This is a genomic window from Achromobacter insuavis (assembly GCF_902859645.1).
Taxonomy (GTDB): Bacteria; Pseudomonadota; Gammaproteobacteria; order Burkholderiales; family Burkholderiaceae_B; genus Achromobacter; species Achromobacter insuavis.
Genome location: NZ_CADIJR010000007.1, coordinates 1 through 19,089, shown reverse-complemented (window position 1 = coordinate 19,089; position 19,089 = coordinate 1). Strand labels below are relative to the sequence as shown.

At 67.6% G+C, this 19,089-nt stretch carries 11 protein-coding genes and 1 pseudogene; 2 read left to right on the top strand and 10 right to left on the bottom strand.

All coding sequences use genetic code 11. The features are described from left to right. Nucleotides 1-38: 38 nt before the first annotated feature. The 5 genes from H0523_RS06085 to clpS all read right to left on the bottom strand — a co-directional run bounded on the left by H0523_RS06085 (nt 39) and on the right by clpS (nt 11,636). Entirely contained in the window at nt 39-1,358 is a 1,320-nt protein-coding gene (locus tag H0523_RS06085; RefSeq protein WP_054430095.1) for a paraquat-inducible protein A, read from the bottom strand. Nucleotides 1,359-1,362: 4 nt separating this feature from the next. Beyond that, nucleotides 1,363-3,672, bottom strand: coding sequence for an ATP-dependent Clp protease ATP-binding subunit ClpA (gene clpA / locus H0523_RS06080; RefSeq protein WP_054415980.1), 2,310 nt, complete (start codon nt 3,670-3,672; stop codon nt 1,363-1,365). A gap of 55 nt (nt 3,673-3,727) precedes the next feature. Then, nucleotides 3,728-5,950, bottom strand: a complete 2,223-nt coding sequence (gene pbpC, locus H0523_RS06075; protein ID WP_156349998.1) for a penicillin-binding protein 1C — start codon at nt 5,948-5,950, stop codon at nt 3,728-3,730. Next, nucleotides 5,947-11,091: an alpha-2-macroglobulin family protein gene (locus tag H0523_RS06070; RefSeq protein WP_238924891.1), complete on the bottom strand. Its 5,145-nt coding sequence runs from the start codon at nt 11,089-11,091 to the stop codon at nt 5,947-5,949. Before H0523_RS06070 ends, pbpC begins: the two co-directional genes overlap by 4 nt. 230 nt (nt 11,092-11,321) lie before the next feature. Then, a complete protein-coding gene (clpS, locus tag H0523_RS06065; RefSeq protein WP_054430097.1) occupies nt 11,322-11,636 on the bottom strand; it encodes an ATP-dependent Clp protease adapter ClpS in 315 nt (104 codons plus the stop codon). A 226-nt stretch (nt 11,637-11,862) separates the two neighbouring features. On the opposite strand from clpS, the gene H0523_RS06060 reads away from it, so the two are divergent. Beyond that, nucleotides 11,863-12,108, top strand: coding sequence for a cold-shock protein (locus H0523_RS06060; protein WP_006220277.1), 246 nt, complete (start codon nt 11,863-11,865; stop codon nt 12,106-12,108). 101 nt (nt 12,109-12,209) lie between these two features. Further along, nucleotides 12,210-12,728, top strand: a complete 519-nt coding sequence (locus tag H0523_RS06055; RefSeq protein WP_156349999.1) for a DUF192 domain-containing protein — start codon at nt 12,210-12,212, stop codon at nt 12,726-12,728. Between the two features lie 108 nt (nt 12,729-12,836). Here the strand turns inward: H0523_RS06055 and pcaF are convergent, their stop codons facing one another. The 5 genes and pseudogenes from pcaF to H0523_RS06030 form a co-directional block, all read right to left on the bottom strand. Next, the gene (pcaF, locus tag H0523_RS06050; protein ID WP_006396026.1) at nt 12,837-14,042 is read right to left on the bottom strand and encodes a 3-oxoadipyl-CoA thiolase; all 1,206 of its coding nucleotides are present in this window, start codon (nt 14,040-14,042) and stop codon (nt 12,837-12,839) included. Nucleotides 14,043-14,179: 137 nt separating this feature from the next. Then, a complete protein-coding gene (locus H0523_RS06045; protein ID WP_054430342.1) occupies nt 14,180-15,586 on the bottom strand; it encodes a chloride channel protein in 1,407 nt (468 codons plus the stop codon). A 90-nt stretch (nt 15,587-15,676) separates the two neighbouring features. Next, nucleotides 15,677-17,407 (bottom strand): methyl-accepting chemotaxis protein, encoded by a 1,731-nt coding sequence (locus H0523_RS06040; protein ID WP_054430099.1) that lies wholly within the window; start codon nt 17,405-17,407, stop codon nt 15,677-15,679. A 288-nt stretch (nt 17,408-17,695) separates the two neighbouring features. Beyond that, complete coding sequence (gene sodB, locus H0523_RS06035; protein WP_054430101.1) at nt 17,696-18,274, bottom strand: superoxide dismutase [Fe]; 579 nt, start codon at nt 18,272-18,274, stop codon at nt 17,696-17,698. Nucleotides 18,275-18,404: 130 nt separating this feature from the next. After that, a pseudogene (locus H0523_RS06030) lies at nt 18,405-19,089 on the bottom strand (ankyrin repeat domain-containing protein); the annotation flags it as partial.

Below are 19,089 nucleotides of genomic sequence, written 5' to 3'. Positions count from 1 at the left end.
CGCGGCGTTCCCGCCCACGCGCCGCAATCGTGCTGGCGTCAACCCGCTTGCGCGCCAGCGGCGGACGCCGGACGCCGGCCCGCGGCCGGTTCCGGGTCGTCCAATTCACCCGCTTCTTCCAGGTCCCAGCTGCGGCGCAGATCGAAGCTCATGGCGGACAGCATGGTCAGGATGACGACCACGCCGAACGCCGCCGCGCCCGCGCCGGCGCTGATTTCCATCAGGCCCTGGAAATCGGCCAGGGCCGCCAGCAGAATCACCACGAACACATCCAGCATCGACCACTGGCCGATGAACTCGACCATCTGGTACAGCCGGGTGCGCGGGCGCAGGTTGGTGGTGCTGCGCCACTGCTCGGTCAACAATAACAAAATCAGCGCCAGCAATTTGGTCAGCGGCACGGCCACGCTGGCGATGAAGACGATCAGCGCGATGTCCCAGGAACCCATGTCCCAGAGTTCCACCACGCCGCCCAGGATGGTGTGGGCGCTGTCGCCCAGCACCGAGCTGACCTTCATCACCGGCAGCACATTGGCGGGAATATAGAACACCACGGCGGCCAGCAACAGCGCCCAGGTGCGGGCCAGGTGGTCGGGCTTGCGGTAATGCACCACGGCGTGGCAACGCACGCAGTGGTGCTCGGCCTCGGCGTCTTCCGCGTGCGCCACGGCCTGCACCTGGCCGCAGACATGGCAGCCCGTCAGCACCACGCCGGGACCCGCCTCGGGCACGTGCACCGGCACCACGCCGTCGCTTTCGGCATAGCGCCACAACACGTGCGGCGAGAGGCGGCCGAGCATGGTCAGGAAAATGGTGAGGATGCCGAAGGCGATCAGGCCGATGCCGGGCGAGACCGCGGCCATGCCGGCCAGTTTCACCACCGCGACCAGCACGCCCAGCAGGAACACCGGCACCATGCACCAGGGCCGCAACAGGCCCAGCAGGCGCATCGCGCCACGGAATCCGGCCGGCTCGACGCCGCGCGACAAAGGGCCCAGCACCCACAGCAACAACGTCAACTGGAACAGCGGCAGCACGAAACCCGCCAGGCCGGTCATGATCGCCACGGCGTAATGCCCCTGGCGCCAGGTGATGCCGATGGCATCCAGCAGCGAGGCCTGCTGCACCATGCCCTGCACCGACATCGAGGCGACCGGGTAGGCGTTGGCCACGCCAAAGATGATCAGCGCGGCGATGGCGAGTGCCAGCCAATTGGACAAAGTAAGCCCGCTGTAGCGCCAGAGTATGGTGCCGCAGCGGGCGCAATTGGCGGTCTCGCCAGGTTCGAGCTGATGTCGGCGATAGATGCTTGCGCAGTGTTCGCACTCGATCAGCGGCTGGCTCTCCGCGGTCGTCATAGGCCTATTCGACTAGCTCGACTTCCTGCTTGTCGGGCGCGGCCGACGGCGGCTTGCCGTGGTCGTCGAAATCGAGCGTGACCTTGCCGGCCTCGTCCAGGTCCACCGTGACGGTGCCGCCATCGACCAGCTTGCCGAACAGCAGCTCGTCGGCCAGCGCGCGCCGGATGGTGTCCTGGATCAGGCGCTGCATCGGTCGCGCGCCCATCAGCGGATCGAAGCCTTCCTTGGCCAGGTGCTCGCGCAGGGCCGTGGTGAACACGGCTTCGACGCGGCGCTCGTGCAACTGGTCTTCGAGCTGCATCAGGAACTTGTCGACCACGCGCAGGATGATCTCGCGGTCCAGCGGCGCGAACGGGATGATCGCATCCAGCCGGTTGCGGAACTCGGGCGTGAACATGCGGCGGATTTCCGCCATCTCGTCGCCCACCACGCGCGAATTGGCGAAGCCGATGGACGGACGGTTCAAGGTCTCGGCGCCCGCGTTGGTCGTCATGATGAGGATGACGTTGCGGAAGTCCGCCTTGCGGCCGTTGTTGTCCGTCAGCGTGCCATGGTCCATGACCTGCAGCAGGATGTTGAAGACGTCCGGGTGGGCCTTTTCGATTTCATCGAGCAGCAGCACGCAGTGCGGCTGCTTGGTGATGGCCTCGGTCAGCAGGCCGCCCTGGTCGAAGCCGACGTATCCCGGCGGCGCGCCGATCAGGCGCGACACCGCGTGGCGTTCCATGTACTCGGACATGTCGAAGCGCAGCAGCTCCACGCCCAGCGTGAAGGCCAGCTGGCGCGCGACTTCGGTCTTGCCGACGCCGGTGGGGCCGGAGAACAGGAAGGCGCCGATCGGCTTTTCCGGCTTGCCCAGGCCCGAGCGCGCCATCTTGATGGCGGCCGACAGCGCCTCGATGGCGTTGTCCTGGCCGAACACCACGGTCTTGAGGTCGCGGTCGAGCGTGGCGAGCTTGCTGCGGTCGTCGTTGGAGACGGACTGCGGCGGAATGCGCGCGATCTTGGAAACGATGTTCTCGATGTCGACCTTGCCGATCACCTTCTTCTGGCGCGAACGCGGCAGCAGGCGCTGCGCGGCGCCGGCCTCGTCGATCACGTCGATGGCCTTGTCCGGCAGGTGGCGGTCGTTGATGAAGCGCGCCGACAGTTCCGCGGCGGCCGACAGCGCGGCGGCCGAGTAGCGGACGTTGTGGTGTTCCTCGAAGCGGCTCTTCAGGCCGCGCAGGATCTGCACGGTCTGCTCGACGCTGGGTTCCGGCACGTCGATCTTCTGGAAGCGACGCGACAGCGCGTGGTCTTTCTCGAAGACGCCGCGGTATTCCGTATACGTGGTGGCGCCGATACACTTGAGCTGGCCCGAGGACAGGGCCGGCTTGAGCAGGTTGGAGGCGTCCAGCGTGCCGCCCGAGGCCGAACCGGCGCCGATCAGCGTGTGGATTTCGTCGATGAACAGGATCGCGTCGGGATTGCCGCGGATCTGCTTGAGCACGCCCTTCAGGCGCTGCTCGAAATCACCGCGGTACTTGGTGCCCGCCAGCAGCGCGCCCATGTCCAGCGCGAACACTTGCGCGGCCTGCAGGATCTCGGGGACCTCGCCGCGCGTGATGCGCCAGGCCAGGCCCTCGGCGATGGCGGTCTTGCCCACGCCGGCCTCGCCGACCAGCAGCGGGTTGTTCTTGCGGCGGCGGCACAGCACCTGGATCACGCGCTCGACTTCGTGCTCGCGCCCGATCAGCGGATCGATGCGGCCGGCCAACGCCGCGGCGTTCAGGTCGGTCGCATACTGGTCCAGCGGCGACTGGCGCGATTCGCCCTGCTCTTCACCATTGGTTTGCTGCTCTTTCTGCACGGCGGCGGACTCCACCTGTGGCTGTTTGGTAATGCCATGCGACAGGAAATTCACCACATCCAGCCGCGTGACGCCCTGCTGTTGCAGGTAGTACACGGCGTGCGAATCCTTTTCGCCAAAAATGGCCACGAGCACGTTCGCGCCGGTGACCGGCTTCTTGCCGGTGCCGCCCGCGGACACATGCATGATCGCGCGCTGGATCACGCGCTGGAAACCCAGCGTGGGCTGGGTGTCGACTTCCGCGCCGCTGGGGATCACCGGCGTGTTTTCCGAAACGAACTGACGCAGGTTGCGGCGCAGGTCATCCAGATTGGCGGCGCAGGCGCGCAACACTTCAACCGCGGAAGCGTTGTCGAGCAACGCCAGCAGCAGGTGCTCGACGGTAATAAATTCGTGCCGGGCCGAACGGGCCTCGACGAAAGCCATATGCAGGCTGACTTCAAGCTCTTGGGAAATCACGCTTCCTCCGTAACGCATCGAAGCGGTCAAATACACGATTCATATTCTATGCCGATCAGGGCGTAACGCCAGCGATTTCAAAAACCACGCTGTCGTGGCGGCCTTGCGCGTCCATGGCGGTCAACGTATACCGCCCGTCCCGCGTCAGCACCAGATTAAACGGACGACCCGACGCGGCATGACCCACCACGCGACCATCGAGCATCCACCATACTTCACCCTCAGCGCCCTGCACATCCACATCCACCGACACCTGCGTGCTGCCCGGCACGGGCCGCAGCACCGAGCCGGTGGCCACGCCACCCAGGCGCAACGGCCCCTGCGTGGCATCGGCGTAGCCGGCGAACGACGGCGGCACCGTGTCATTCAGGGCCCAGGCCGCGCGCTGCTCGGGGCATTCCCCGGACGGCACGCTGCCCAGCCGGTAACCCAGCGGCCAGCACGTCACGACCGCCTGCACCGAGGCAGGCCGAACGCGCACGTGCTGGGCGCCTTCCGGCAACGCCGCCACGATGTCCTGCAGTAGCGGCGCCGCCACATTCGCACCGAAAAACCCGGGATTGGGCGTGCCGTCAGGACGGCCCACCCAGACCCCGATCGTCCAGCTGTCGGTCACTCCGACGGCCCAGGCGTCCCGGAATCCGAAACTCGTCCCGGTTTTCCAGGCCAGTTGCCGGGCCGGACTGCCCGACTGGTAAAAGGGCCGGTCCGGGTGGCCGCCGCCTTCCAGGATGTCGCGCACGATCCAGGCCGCGCCAGCACTCATCATACGGGACTCGACCCGCGGCTGCTCCGGCCGCAGGCGCGGACGCCCGGAGATGCCGCCACGGGCCAGGGCCCGATAAGCGCCGACCAATTCTCCCAATGTGGTGCCGCCCCCGCCCAAAATCAAGCTCAGATTCGGCTCGGCGCCGGCCGGCAAACGTAACCAGACCCCGCCCGTCAGCATAACCGAGGCGAAACGGGTGGGTCCGACCCGGTCCAGCAGGTCCACCGCCGGCACGTTGAGCGAGCGCTGCAGCGCCTGCGCCACACTCACCGGCCCGGAGAACGCCGCCTGGAAATTGCCCGGGGCGTAGCCGCCGAACGACAACGGCGCGTCGATCAGCAGGCTTTCCGAGTGGATCAGGCCGTCGTCCAGGGCCTGCGCGTACAGGAACGGCTTGAGGGTCGAGCCGGGCGAACGCACCCCGCGCACCATATCCACGTGCGCGTATCGGGAATCATCGGAAAAGTCGGCGGAACCGGCGTAGGCCTTGACCTCAAGGGAGTCGTTGTCCATCACCAGCACCGCCATCGAGACCTTGGGCGGCAGGTTGTCGACCCGGTCCAGCAGCATGCGCTCGACCGCGGCCTGCATGTCGGCGTCCAGGGTCGACGTCAGCAGCGGCGGGCGGCTGCCGGGGCGGCGCGAACCGGCCGCCGGGCGGCCGGCCTCCTGCAACAGGCGCTGCGCGGCCAGGGGCGCCAGCCAGCGGGCCCGCAGCGGCGGCGCCACCACTTGCTCGATCTTGGCGTCGGCCACCTCGGCGGGCGTCCAGCGGCCCAGTTCCACCATGCGGTCCAGCACCTTGTCGCGCGCGGTCTGCGCGGCCTGGGGATGGCGGTCCGGCCGCAGCCGCGACGGCGCCTGCGGCAAGGCCGTCAGCATGGCGGCCTCGGCCGGGCTCAGATCGCGCGCCGGCTTGCCCAGCCACAGGCGCGACCCCATTTCCACGCCCTCGACGATGCCGCCCATGGGCGCGTGGGTCAGGTACAGCGACAGGATCTCGTCCTTGCTGTAGTGCATCTCCAGCTGCACCGCGCGCCAGGCCTGGCGCAGCTTGGCGCTCATCGAGCGCGACGGCTTGCCGGCCAGCTGCGGGTCGATCAGGCGGGCCACCTGCATGGTCAGGGTCGAGCCGCCCGAGACGATGCGGCGGTTGGTGGCCCATTGCCAGCCGGCCCGCGCCAGCGACACCGGATTGACCCCGGGGTGCCAGTAGAACCAGCGGTCCTCGTAGGTCAGCAGGGTATCGAGGTAGTGCGGCGACACCTGGTCGGGCTTGACCGGGTAGCGCCAGATGCCGTCGCGGCTGGGATAGTTGCGCAGCGGCGTGCCGTCGGCGGCGACCACCACGGCCGCGCCGCCGGAGTCGATGGCAGGCAGGGGATAGAGGCGGTCGAACACGAATAACAACGCGGCCAGCGCGAGAAGCACGCTGGCCGCGAAGAGTCCGCGCCGCCGCCAGCGGCGGGCGCGCGAGACGCCCGCCGGCGGGGTGGCGGCGGTGTTCAAGGACGCTGCTTGGCGCTGCGATCGCGGATTTCGACCGTGCTCCATTGCTCGCCTACGCCACGGATCTCGGGCCGGTACATGTCTTCGGCCACGGTCGACGGCACCGAATAACGGCCCGGCGTCACGACCCGCACCAGGTAGAACACGTCCACCTTGCCGCGGCCCAGCGATACCGCCGCCACATACCGGTCATCGCGGAATTCGCGGTGCTTGATGTTGGGGTCGGCCATCGCGTCGGCCACGCGGCGCCCGCCGATGCTCCAGTCCTGCATTTCGGGGCTTTGCGACAGGTTCAGGTTCTCGACCTCGAAACCGGCCGGCACGCGGTCCACCAGCAGGCCGTCCGGAATGTTCTGGTTGGCGCTGGCCTGGACCCACACCACCAGCATGTCGCCGGTCTGCAGCGTGCCGCCATCCCACGGCTTGCCGTCCGGACGGTACCAGCCGCGCTTGAGCTGGATGACGTCGCTGCGCGGCGCCGGCACCGTGGTCGGGCTGCCCTGGATGTCGTACTCGATGAACAGCGACTGGCTGCCGGTGTTGGTCAGCTGGGTGCCGGCCAGGTCGGCCGCGGTCAGCGACACGGTGCGGTCGGACCTGCCGCCTTCCAGTTCCTTGCGCACGCCATTGACGGTCAGCGCGGCCTGCCACGGGGTCGACTTGTCGCCGCCCGCGGCGCGCGCGGCCATCAGCAGGGCCATCTGTTCCTGGGTCGACAGGTACGAACGGTTGCCCATGCGCGCGGCCAGCTGCGTCATCAGGTTCTCGACGCGGTCATGGCGCAGCTCGTACTGGTTGGCCAGGGCGTAGGCCAGCGCGTAGTCACGCACGGCGCTGCCGTAGTCGCCGAGCCAGTCGTCGTAGTAGCTGTTGGCGCGGCGGGTGATGCCGTATTCGCGCGTCATGGCCAGGTCGAGCGCGCTCTTCATGCGCCCTTCGTCGCCCATCAGCTTGAACGCGGCGGCCAGCTGGATCAGGGGCAGCGGCGAACGCGCGCGGTCCTGGTAGTTGTCGAACAGCTGGCGCACCGTGGACAGCGGCGCCTTCTTGTCGCGGGCCAGCGCCAGGGCGGCGGTGGCCAGGCCGGCGAAGCGGCGATGGTCCTCGCGCAGCACGTTCAGCCCGCTGCTGTCCAGGCGGCCCGACTCGAAGTCGCGCTTCAGGTTGGCCGACCAGGTGCCGAACGAACCGCTGCTCTGCTGCACCTGCTCCAGCAGCCACTGGCGCGAACGGTCCAGCGAGGCCTCGGGGATCGAGAAGCCCTTGTCGCGCGCATCCTGCAGGAAGCCCACGGCGTAGGCCGTCAGCCACACATCGCGCGCCGACGAGCTGCTCCACAGGTTGTAGGAGCCGACCGCATTGCGCATGCCCGACAGGCGGCCGATGGCGCCCGCGACCTTGGCTTCACGCTCGGCCTGGGTGCGCGGCTTGAGGCCGAACTGCTTGGCCGCTTCCTCGTCGATCAGCACCCACGGCAGGGTCGCGCTGATGGTCTGCTCGGTGCAGCCATACGGGTAGTTGAGCAGGCCTTCGACCACGCGGTTGACGTTGATCGGCGGACGGTTCGAGACCGTCATGCTGATCGTGGTCGAGTCCGGGTAGTACGACGCCACCCACGATGCCTGCGGCGTGTTGGACTCGCCCGGGTTCAGGCGCAGGCGGCGCATCTGGCGCTCGGCCGCGTAGGCCGGCTGCACCTGCAGCACCGATTCACGCACGATGTGGATCGGCTTGGCGCCGCCCTGCCCGTCCACGGTCAGGCGCATCAGGCCCAGGCCGTAGGAACCGGTGGTGCTGGCGGTGAAACGCAGCGTGGTGCGTTGCTTGTCCTTGAGCGTCACGGTGCGGGTGCCGTCGACGATGCCGACCGGATCCAGCGCTTCCAGCTTGACCGTCACCTTCTGGTCGGAACCGCTGAGGTTGGTCACGTCCAGCGCGATGGCGGCCTGGTCACCCGGGGTGATGAAGCGCGGCGTGTTCAGCTCGGCCACGATCGGCGCCGCCACCACCATTTCGGTGTCGGTGCTGCCGAAGTTGTCGGCGGTGAACGCGACGGCCATCAGGCGCAGCGTGCCGTTGAAGTCGGGCAGATCCAGCGTAATGTCGGCCTCGCCCTTGTCGTTGAGCTTGACCGGACCCGAGAACAGGTCGACCAGCTTGACCTTCTTGGGCAGGCTCTTGCTGTCGCCGCGCATGGCGGCGTCGCCGCCCCACTTCAGCTTGCCCTTGGTGCCGTCCATCTTCTCGATCAGCTTGCCGTACATGTCCAGCAGTTCGGCCGCGTAGCGGTGCTTGCCGAAGAAGAAGTCGAGCGGGTCGGGCGTGCGGTACTGGTTGATGTTGAGGATGCCGACGTCGACCGCCGACAGCGTCACCATGGCCTGCTTGCCCTGGGCGCCATCGACCTTCACGCGGACCGTGGTCTTGGTCTCGGGCTCGGTCTTGGCGGCGGCCGTCAGCTTGACGTCGAGCTTGCGGTCGGCGCTGGCGATCGGCAGGAAGGTCAGGCCCAGCGCGCGCGCCGGGGTCACGCGGTCGCCTTCGCTGCCGGGACGGAACACCGCCGCGGCCACGTACAGGTCATGGCGCTTCCAGCTCTTGTCGATCGGGATTTCCACTTGCGTGCCGGTCGCCTTCACGGCCACCCAGGTCGACCACAGCATGCGGTCGCCCTCGACGGTGATCAGGGCCTGGCCGTCGTGCGGCGGCGTCAGGGTCAGCTTGACGCTGTCGCCCGGCTTGGCGGGCACGCCTTCCAGCTTCATCTGGACGCGGTCGGGGCGGTTGCCCATGGCGTCGGCGTCCTGGGCGTCCCAGCCCGCATAGAAGCGGTAGCGCAGGGTTTCACCGGTCTCGGGATCGGCGATTTCCAGGCGGTAGCGGCCCCACTTGACCTGCACCGTGAACTGGCTGCGGTCCTGCAGCGCGATCTCGCGCGAGTCGAGCAGTTCCTCGGTTTCGGTGTAGCCGCTGTTCCAGCCGCGCTGGTCGTCGAAGCGCCAGTAGTATTGGCGTTCCTCGCGGTACAGGCGCATCTGGGCCTGCGCCAGCGGCGCGATCTTGCCCTGCGCGTCCACGCGCAGCACCTCGAACGAGGCCGGGGCGCCTTCGCGCGCGACATCGCTGTCGAACTGCGGGCGCACGGCGATCAGCTTGTCGGCGGGCCAGACGCTGCGCTCGATCGAACGCACCACCGGGCGGCCGCCCGATTCCAGCAGGCTGGCCGAGACCCGCACCTTCATCGGCGAATGGGTGCCGTCGGTGCGCGGTTCGACTTCCAGTTGCGCGGCGCCGGTCGAATCCAGCGCGGCTTCCGGCAGTTCCTCGAAATGGCGGCGGGAATCGTCGGCCACGTCGCCGAAGATGAAGCCGGGCCATTGCTGCGGCAGCGCAAAGCGGTCACGCTTGACCTGGAAGCTGGACAGCAGGCGGTTGCCGGCGGCGGGCGCGCCATACAGATAGTCGCCCTGCACGTCGACGGTCAGGGTGTCATTGGGCGACAACACGTCCTGGTCGGAGGTCAGCGCCATCTTCATGCGTTCGGGCAGGAATTCCTCGACCTGGAACTTCCACGAGGCATCGGGCGCGCGCGACGCGGGGTCGACGCGCAATTCCAGCATCCAGGCGCCGGTCTGGGCGTCGGGCGGCAGGTCGATGGCGCGCTCGACATAACCCTGCAGGTCCTTGGCGGGCTGCCACAGGTTGGTCGAGACCACGCGGCCGTCGGGACGCTTGAGCGTGGCGGTCAGCGGCGCGGGCGGCATCACGCGGCCGTCGAGGTCGCGCGGCAACACCGAGACATGGAAGGTTTCACCGGGGCGGTACAGATTGCGGCCGGCGTAGACGAACAGGTTGTTGGGGCGGGAGATATGGCCGCCGGTATCGAATTCGGACAGGTCCAGCGCCGGCTCGGCCAGCGCCAGCACGGTCATTTCCTTGTCGCGCGAGGCGCGGATGACGCGGGCATTGGTGAAGGTGCCATCGAAGCGCACGTGGCCCTGGCCGTCGGCCTGGGCCTTGGCCAGCGTCTTGCCGGCGCCGTCCACCAGTTCGAACAGCGCGCCCGAGATCGCCTGGCCGCTCTTGAGCGACACCGAGTAGGCCTCGATGCGGTCGCTGTAGCGGCGCGCGTGCAGGCCGATGTCGCTGACGTAGAAATAGGTGACCTGGTATTCATAGCGGAAACGGCCGGGCTGACTCATCACCGCGACGTAGATGCCGGGTTCCTGCAGTTCCTTGATGCCTTCGACCGGCAGGAAGGTGACGTGGCGGCGGTTCGGCTTGTCGTCCGTCACGAAACGGCCCTGGTAGACGCTGGTGGTCAGCGAATTCAAGCGGTCCAGGTCCCAGTTGCTGACCGAGCCCTTCAGGCTGCGGTTGTCGGAATAGCGCCAGCCGTCTTCGTCGTAGCCGCCGGATTCGTCATCGTCCGACGAAGGGGCGTTGCGGCCGATGCCCAGCACCGACTCGAACAGTTCCGGCACGCGCTCGGGCGCGACGCGCAGGAACTGCACGTCGACCTCGGGCATGTTGACGGTCGCCACCGGCAGGCCGCCGTTCTGGCCGGCCGGCAGCACCACGCCGCGGCTGGCGAAATAGAACGAGGGCGGCATGGCGTCGGTCACCACGTCGCAGTGCGAGCCGCTGGCCAGGGCGACCTTGTCGCCGGCGCCGGGCAGGCCCGCGCGCACCGAGACCGAATACGAGCGCTGCGGCTGCACGTAGGGGAAATACACCATGCGCGGGTTGGAGCCGACCACCCAGTTGCCCTGGACGATCTTGCCCTTGGGCGCGGCGTCGCCCGGCTGGACCGAAGCCGGTTGCATGCCGTTGGCGCTGCGCTCGGTGTCCTGGTCCGCCTTGCCCGACGGGGCGCCGGTGTCGGTGACCTGCAGGAACTTGCTCAGGTCGGCCTTGGCTTCGACCGGCTGCGTGAAGGTGACCGCCAGCGACAGCGAGTCGTTGTACTGGCGCGGTTGGCAATTGAGGACCGCGAACGGATCGGCGCTGCCGACCGTGGCCGTCGCCGGCAAGGCCTCGGGCTTGGCGCCGCCGGCCGCCGTGGCGGGCGCCGCCGTGGTTGCCGCCGGCGTGGCCGTCTGCGGCGTCGCGGGCGCGGACGGTTGACCGCCCTTGCCCATCCACCAGCCCACGCCGATGGCGCCGGCCACCACGATCGCGCCGGCTACCGCCAGCCAGGTCTTGCTGTTCTTTCCACTCACGGCAAACCTCCCCGCCTACTCGAATGCGATGCTCCTTTGCGGCGGAGCTGCCGACCTGATATTGCCGCGCGCTTCTCGGTGCGCGGTTCCTGCTTTGCAACCCTGTACAGCAGAACGCCGCCTGTTCCGGCGGCGCTGTTCTTGCGAGTTCAGACCGGTTCCATCACGCACTGCAACGGGTGCTGGCGCGCCCGCGCATACTGGGCCACCTGGGCAATCCGGGTGGCGGCCAGGTCGCGCGGATAGACGCCGCAGACGCCGCGCCCTTCGTGATGCACCTGCAGCATGATGCGCGTGGCTTCTTCGTGATTCTTGTTGAAGAACTTTTGCAGCACCTTCACGACAAACTCCATCGGGGTGTAGTCGTCATTCAGCAACAGGACCTGGTACATCGGAGGCGGCGCGACGCGGGCCGGCGCCTTCTCGACGGCCAAATCTTGTTGGGTATCCAAGGTAGAACTCATAGGGCGGCTATTCTATTTAATCAGGGGACGGCTTGCATGTAACTTACGCAAAATTACACGTAGAAATGCGTAGTTTCCATACTTGACTCCGCAAAGAAAAGCGGCGCATTATCCACGCATTCTGGGGTTTTCAATTCATCGAAAACCTGCCAGGAGGCCGGAGGGGGGACAGGGGTCTAGGCCGCGATGCCCTTCTGTCAACATACGATTCAATGAGGCAGTCCGCATGTCTGATACGACCGCAACCGCCGTCCAAGGGGACAATCCCAAATCGACGGGTACCGTCAAATGGTTCAACGATGCAAAGGGTTTCGGCTTCATTACGCCCGACGACGGCGGTGAAGATCTGTTCGCCCACTTCTCGTCCATCCAGATGAATGGTTTTAAAACCCTGAAAGAAGGCCAGAAAGTGGCTTTCGAGATTATCCAGGGGCCCAAAGGCAAACAGGCGCTCAATATCACCGCTGCCTGAGTTACTCTTTAAAGCGCAACGGTAAGGTTGCGCCATTATCAGGCGGGGCTTTCGGGCCCCGCCTTGTTATTTTCTTATTACTGCGATTACCGCGTCTGGTTATGCTGAAGAATGCTGCTTTGTTTCATGTTGGTCGTGCGTTGCTCAAAACAGCGTTCATTAAATCGGCGATGCGCGGGACGATAGCGGCGCTGCTCGGCGCCGCCACGCTGGCGCTGCCCGCGACGGCTGGCGCCCAGACGCCGACCGGCCCGCAACCGACGCTGCCCATCGCGCAACTGGCCGCCGGCATCCATATTATCCGCGCAGAAGTCGCCAATACGGAAGCCAGCCGCCGCGACGGCCTCATGTTCCGCAAGGAACTGGCCGGCAACGACGGCATGCTGTTCGTCTTCGAGCAGCCCGACGTGCAGTGCTTCTGGATGCGCAACACCCTTTTGCCGCTGTCGATCGCTTTTATCGCCGACGACGGCACGATCGTCAACATCGAGGACATGGCGCCCCAGACCGACGACACCCATTGCTCCAAGAAACCGGTGCGCTACGCGCTGGAAATGGCGCAGGGCTGGTACGACAGCCACGGCATGAAGGCCGGCAGGAAGATCGACGGACTGCCCTGAGCCAGCCCGCCTTCTCACGCAACAAGGGAGCCCGCGGGCTCCCTTGTCGTTTGGCCGCGCCGCCACGGCGGCCGGCCCGGCCCCGGACGAGCGGGGCCGTCGCGAAAATCAGACGCGCTCGATGATCAGGGCGATGCCCTGGCCCACGCCGATGCACATCGTGCACAGCGCGTAGCGGCCGCCGGTGCGGTGCAGCTGGTTGATCGCGGTGGTGGCCAGGCGCGCGCCGCTGGCGCCCAGCGGGTGGCCCAGGGCAATGGCGCCGCCGTTGGGATTGACGCGCGGGTCGTTGTCGGCGATGCCCAGCTGGCGCAGCACGGCCAGGCCCTGGGCGGCGAACGCTTCGTTCAGCTCGATCACGTCCATCTGGTCCAGCGTCAGGCCGGTCTGGGCCAGCACCTTGCGGGTGGCGGGCGCCGGGCCGATGCCCATGATGCGCGGCGCGACGCCGGCGGTGGCCATGCCGACCACGCGGGCGCGCGGCGTCAGGCCGTGGCGCGCGGCGCCCTTCTCGTCGGCCAGCAGCAGCGCGGCGGCGCCGTCGTTCACGCCCGAGGCGTTGCCGGCGGTCACGGTGCCGCCTTCGCGGACCACGCCCTTGAGCTTGGCCAGCGCCTCGAGGCTGGTTTCACGCGGGTGTTCGTCCTTGGACACGACGAGCGGATCGCCCTTCTTCTGCGCGATCGAGACCGGCACGATCTCGGCGTCGAAGAAGCCTTCCTTCTGGGCGCGGGCCGTCTTCTGCTGGCTGGCCAGCGCGAACAGGTCCTGGTCTTCGCGGTTGATCTTGAAATCGTCGGCGACGTTCTCGGCGGTTTCCGGCATCGAGTCGACGCCGTACTGGGCCTTCATCAGCTTGTTGATGAAGCGCCAGCCGATGGTGGTGTCATAGATCGCGGCGTTGCGCGAGAAGGCGCTGTCGGCCTTGCCCATGACGAACGGCGCGCGGCTCATGCTTTCGACGCCGCCGGCCAGCATCAGACCGGCTTCGCCGGCGCGGATGGCGCGCGCGGCGCTGCCGATGGCATCCAGGCCCGAACCGCACAGGCGGTTGACCGTGGCGCCGGGCACTTCGACCGGCAGGCCGGCCAGCAGCGTGGCCATGCGGGCGACGTTGCGGTTGTCTTCGCCGGCCTGGTTGGCGCAGCCCAGGATGGCATCGTCGATTTCTTCCCAGCGCACGCCAGGATTGCGCGCCACCAGCGCCTTGATGGCTACGGCCGCGAGGTCGTCGGGGCGCACCGAAGCCAGTGCGCCGCCGTAGCGGCCGAAGGGGGTGCGAATCGCGTCACAAATATAGGCATGCACGGTCATGAGATGCTCGGATTGAAGTGGAGGAATCGGATGCGCACGATCTTAACGCAGCGGTTTCGCGCCAAGTTGGTGCATCCCGCGGATGTCCGCACAACGGACGGTGTCCAGCAGCTGTTCACTCACCGTACGGCCCGCGCTCACGGCGCGGGTGTGCCGGCACGGGCGGCGCGGCCCGCGTCGACGATGGCCTGGCGCCGGAAACGGCCGGCGGCGAGGTGATAGAACGGCTGCGGGCAGAACTGGCGCGACACGCCCGAAGCCAGCAGCGAGCCGACCAGCAGCCAGAACAGCATCGGTTGGCTGCCCGTCATTTCCATGACCACCACGCTGGCCGTCAACGGCGCCTGGGTGGCGGCGGCCAGGAAGGCGGCCATCGACACCAGCACCAGCACGCGCTGGTCCACGCCCTCGCCCGCCAGCTGCCAGATGTGATGGCCGATGCCGGCGCCGGTGGTCAGCGCCGGCGTGAAGATGCCGCCGGGAATGCCGGCCCAGTACGAGGCCACGGTGGCGGCCAGCTTGGCCAGGCCGAAGCCGGCGGGCAAGGCGTGCTGCGTCTCGCCCGACAGCAGGTCGGCGGCCGCGCCGTAGCCCGTGCCGTAGACGCTGCCGGCCGTGGCCAGGCCGATCAGCGCCAGCGCCACGCCCATGGCGAAGGCGGTCCAGATGGGATGGGCGCGGATCCAGGCGCGCCAGGACGCGGGCGCCATGCCCGCCGCCCCCTTGCCCAGCAGGCGCGCGAAGATGCCGCCCAGCGCGCCGTTGAGCGCGGCGCAGATCAGCACCCACCACAGCATGCCGTGCGTCAGCACCGCGCCGCCAAAGGTGCCGAAATAGGGGTTGTTGCCCTGCACCGCCACCACCAGGAAACCCGCCGCCAGTACGCCGATCAGCACCAGCCGCTGCCAGCGCAGCACCGTGCCGCGGCCCAGCTCCTCGATGGCGAAGATGACGCCCGCCAGCGGCGCATTGAAGGCCGCGGCCAGGCCGCCGGCGGCGCCCGCCGCGATCAGTTCGTTGGCATGGAAGCCGCGCAGCTGCAGGCCGCGGCGTTTCCAGAAATCGCCCCAGGCCAGCATCACGGCGGCGCCGACCTGCACCGACGGCCCTTCGCGGCCGATCGAGGCGCCGGCCAGCATGCCGAAGAACGCCAGGGGAATCTTCCATAACGCCTGCGCCAGCGACACCAGGCTGCGCTGGCTCGCGCCGGGCGGCAGCGACAGCGCGCCGATGACCTGCGGGATGCCGCTGCCGGCGGCGTTGGGCGCGAACCGCAGCGTGGCCCAGCGCAGGATGGCCAATGCGCACGGCAGCACCAGCAGCGCCAGCCAGCCGGCGTGCCCGACCCATTCGCGATTCCATTCCAGCGCGCGGTCGGCCAGATAGGCAAAGCCCAGCGACACCAGCGCGACCAGCGCCGCGCCGCCTAGCAACAGCGCCATCTGCAGGCTCTTGCGCGACAGGCGGTTGGTTTGCCGCAGCTTGCGGCGCAGGAAGTGGCGGGAACCGGTGGCGATGCGGCGCAGCGGAGTGGGCAGGAACATGAGCGGGGCCAAGCGGCAAAGGGCGGCGAAACCAGAAGTGGCTCAACCTTACCATTGCCGCCTGACTGCCAGCCCACAACGGCGCGCCATTCAGAACGACGACCAGTCGTCCTCGTCCGCGCCGTGCTTGATGAGGGCCGGACGCGCCACCACCGGTTCCTGGCGCGCCGCCACCGCCGCCGGATGCGGCGTGGCCCGGCCGGCCTGGATCAGCCGGGCCTGCGGCTCGGCGCCCATCGCCACCACGCCGGCATCGACCTTGAAGCGCCGCACCTGCTGCGACAGGCGACCGGCCTGGTCCTGCATGCTGCCGGCCGCGGCGGCGGCCTGCTCCACCAGCGCGGCATTCTGCTGGGTCACCGTATCCATCTGCGCCACGGCCTGGTTGACCTGGCCGATGCCGGTGGATTGCTCGGCCGAAGCGCTGGCGATTTCGTGCACCAGGATCGCGGCCTGGCGCACGCTTTCCACGACCTCGCGCATGGTGTTGCCGGCCTCGTCGGCCTGACGCGTGCCGCCCTCGACGCGATGCACGGACTCGTCGATCAGGGCCTTGATTTCCTTGGCGGCGACGGCCGAGCGCTGCGCCAGGGTGCGGACCTCGCCCGCCACCACGGCAAAGCCGCGGCCCTGCTCGCCGGCGCGCGCGGCCTCGACCGCGGCGTTCAAGGCCAGGATGTTGGTCTGGAACGCGATACCGTCGATCACGCTGGTGATATCGGCGATGCGGCGCGAACTCTCGGAGATCTCGCTCATGGTCCGCACCACGACATCGACCACTTCGCCGCCGCGCGACGCCACGGCCGAAGCCTGGGTGACGAGCTTTTCGGCCTCGCCGGCATTGCTGGCGTTCTGCTGTACGGTGCTCGTCAGCTGCTCCATCGAGGCGGCGGTCTCCTCCAGGGAAGCGGCCTGTTCCTCGGTGCGCTGCGACAGGTCGGCGTTGCCCTGCGCGATCTGCGCCGACGCCGTGGCGATATTCTCGCAACCGTCGCGCACGTCGCGCACGATGCGCGACAGGTTCTCGTTCATGGCCTTGAGCGCGGCCATCAGGTCGCCGGTTTCATCACGAGAGGTGACCTGGATGTTGCCGCTGAGGTCGCCATTGGCCACGCGCCGCGCCGCCGCCACCGCCTGACCCAGCGGCCGCACGATGCCGCGCGTCACCAGCCAGCCCAGCAGCAGGCCAAGCACCACGCCGGCCACTGACAGCACGATCAGAATCAGGCGCGTGCTCGAGTACAGCTCGGAGACTTCCTGCACGGCCCGCTCGGCGGCCTGTTCCTTGGCCGCGGCCAGTTCGCGCATGAGCTTCTCCGCCTTGTCCGACGCCGCCGCCGCGCGCTTGGTGAGCGCCGCGGCCTCGGGATCGACCTGCGCCAACGGGTACTTCTGCGCATCCTCCAGGAATTCGATGGACTCGTGCTTCCAGACCTCTTCGGCTTCCGTGAATTGCGCCAGCAGCCGCTTGCCGTTCTCGCGGATGAAGGTGTCGGCGGCCTTGGCGCGCATGCGCTCGAGCTTCTCGAGCGACTGGTCGAACTGCTTGCGCAGCGTCTGGCGCTCTTCTTCAGTGGATGCCGCCAGATAGCTTTTGCGGGCGCGGCCCGCTGCAATCAGGCTGATATTGGCTTCCTTGATGTCCGAGAGTCCGCGAAATTCGGTATCGAAGATGCGGTCGTTCATGTCGTTGATGCGGGACAGGCCCCACACCCCGAACGCGCCGATGATGCCTCCCAGCAGCGCCACCATCAGGAAGCCCCCCGACAGGCGCCCGCCGATGCGCGCGCCAATATTCAACCCCGAAAAAAACCGCAACATGCTTCCCTTCCCGTCAAACACCACGGTGTTTTATGGCGGGCATGCCGCGATCGTTGGCCCCATGGCTCAGCCGCAGACTGCCATCAACGATAGCGGCAGCTTTCCTCCCGGGTACCCAGGAAGAGAGGGAGATTCATTCTCATTTTCTACAAAATGGATTCGACAATATACAAAATTTTGGACTGCAATCCAGGATGTCAGTCGGGTTTTGCAAAGCGCCAAAACAAAAAGGCCCCTCGCGACGCGAGGGGCCCAGGCCTAGCGGTGCGCGCCGGGCGCGCAGCGGAATCAGGCGAAATTCTTGGCCGCGAAGTCCCAGTTCACCAGGGCCCAGAAGTTTTCCAGGTACTTGGGACGGGCATTGCGGTAGTCGATGTAGTAGGCGTGTTCCCAGACATCACAGGTGAGCAGCGGCTTGTCGGCCGTGGTCAGCGGGGTGGCGGCGTTGCTGGTGTTGACGATGTCGACGGAGCCGTCGGCCTTCTTGACCAGCCAGGTCCAGCCCGAACCGAAGTTGCCGGCGGCCGACTTGTTGAAGGCTTCCTTGAAGGCGTCGAAGCTGCCCCACTTGGCGTTGATGGCGTCGGCCAGCTTACCCGTCGGCGCGCCACCGGCCTTGGGAGCCAGGCTGTTCCAGTAGAAGGTGTGGTTCCAGATCTGCGCGGCGTTGTTGAAGATGCCGCCCGAGGACTTCTTGACGATGTCTTCCAGCGACAGGGTCTCGAACTCGGTGCCCGGGATCAGGTTGTTCAGGTTCGTGACGTAGGTCTGGTGGTGCTTGCCGTAGTGGAACTCCAGCGTCTCTTTCGAGATGTGCGGAGCCAGCGCGTCCAGTTCGTAAGGCAGGGGGGGAAGAGTATGTGCCATGTGTCGGTTCCTTCTGTTGAGTGCACGATCAAGCCGTTCAATTGTATCGGCAACTCTGCGAGGATACCGCGTTAACCCCGCGGCGGCGCGGGGTTAACAAGCATGTGTTTATGCCTTGCGCGCGTAAACGCTACTCTTTCTCATAGCGCAGTTCGCGCCCGCCTTGCGCGGCCACCAGCGCGCCGTCTTCGCGCAACGCCAATGTCATGTGCAACGGTGTGCGACTGGCCGATTCCGGCAGTTCCAGATCGATGCGCAACGCGCGCGACGAGATATCGGACTTGCTCACATCCACGCTGTGCCAGCGCGCGCCGGCAGGCAGCGGCACGAACACCGCCAGCGCCTTGAGCTCGCCCGGTGCGATCGGCGCGCTGACGCCATCGGCGCCTTCCGACTGCTTCGGCGTGCCGGCGTAATCGGCGCTGGTCGACGACATCGCCACATCGACCTTGACCGGCCGGCCCTCGTAGTACACGCGCACCGTGAGGTCTTCGCCCTGGGCCGGCCGCGTGTCCGCGCCGACCTTCGCGATCGCCGAGAACGGCTGGATCGGCGGCGTGTCCAGGCGCACCTGCCTGCCCTCCAGGCGCCAGGTGCCGCTGGCCTCGATGTCCGTCGCGCCGTAGCTCATCAGGTAATCGAAACGGCCATCGGGCGACAGCAGCAACTCGCTGCCGACTTCGCGCATGCCGCGCAGGTAGTAGTGGCCGGCGACGCGCGCGGCGGCCTTGCCGGGGGCCTTGGCGGCGCCGGACCCGGCCGGGCAGGTCTGCTTGAGCGGCGCGCCGGCCGCCTGCAGCGCGGCGGCGAAGTCG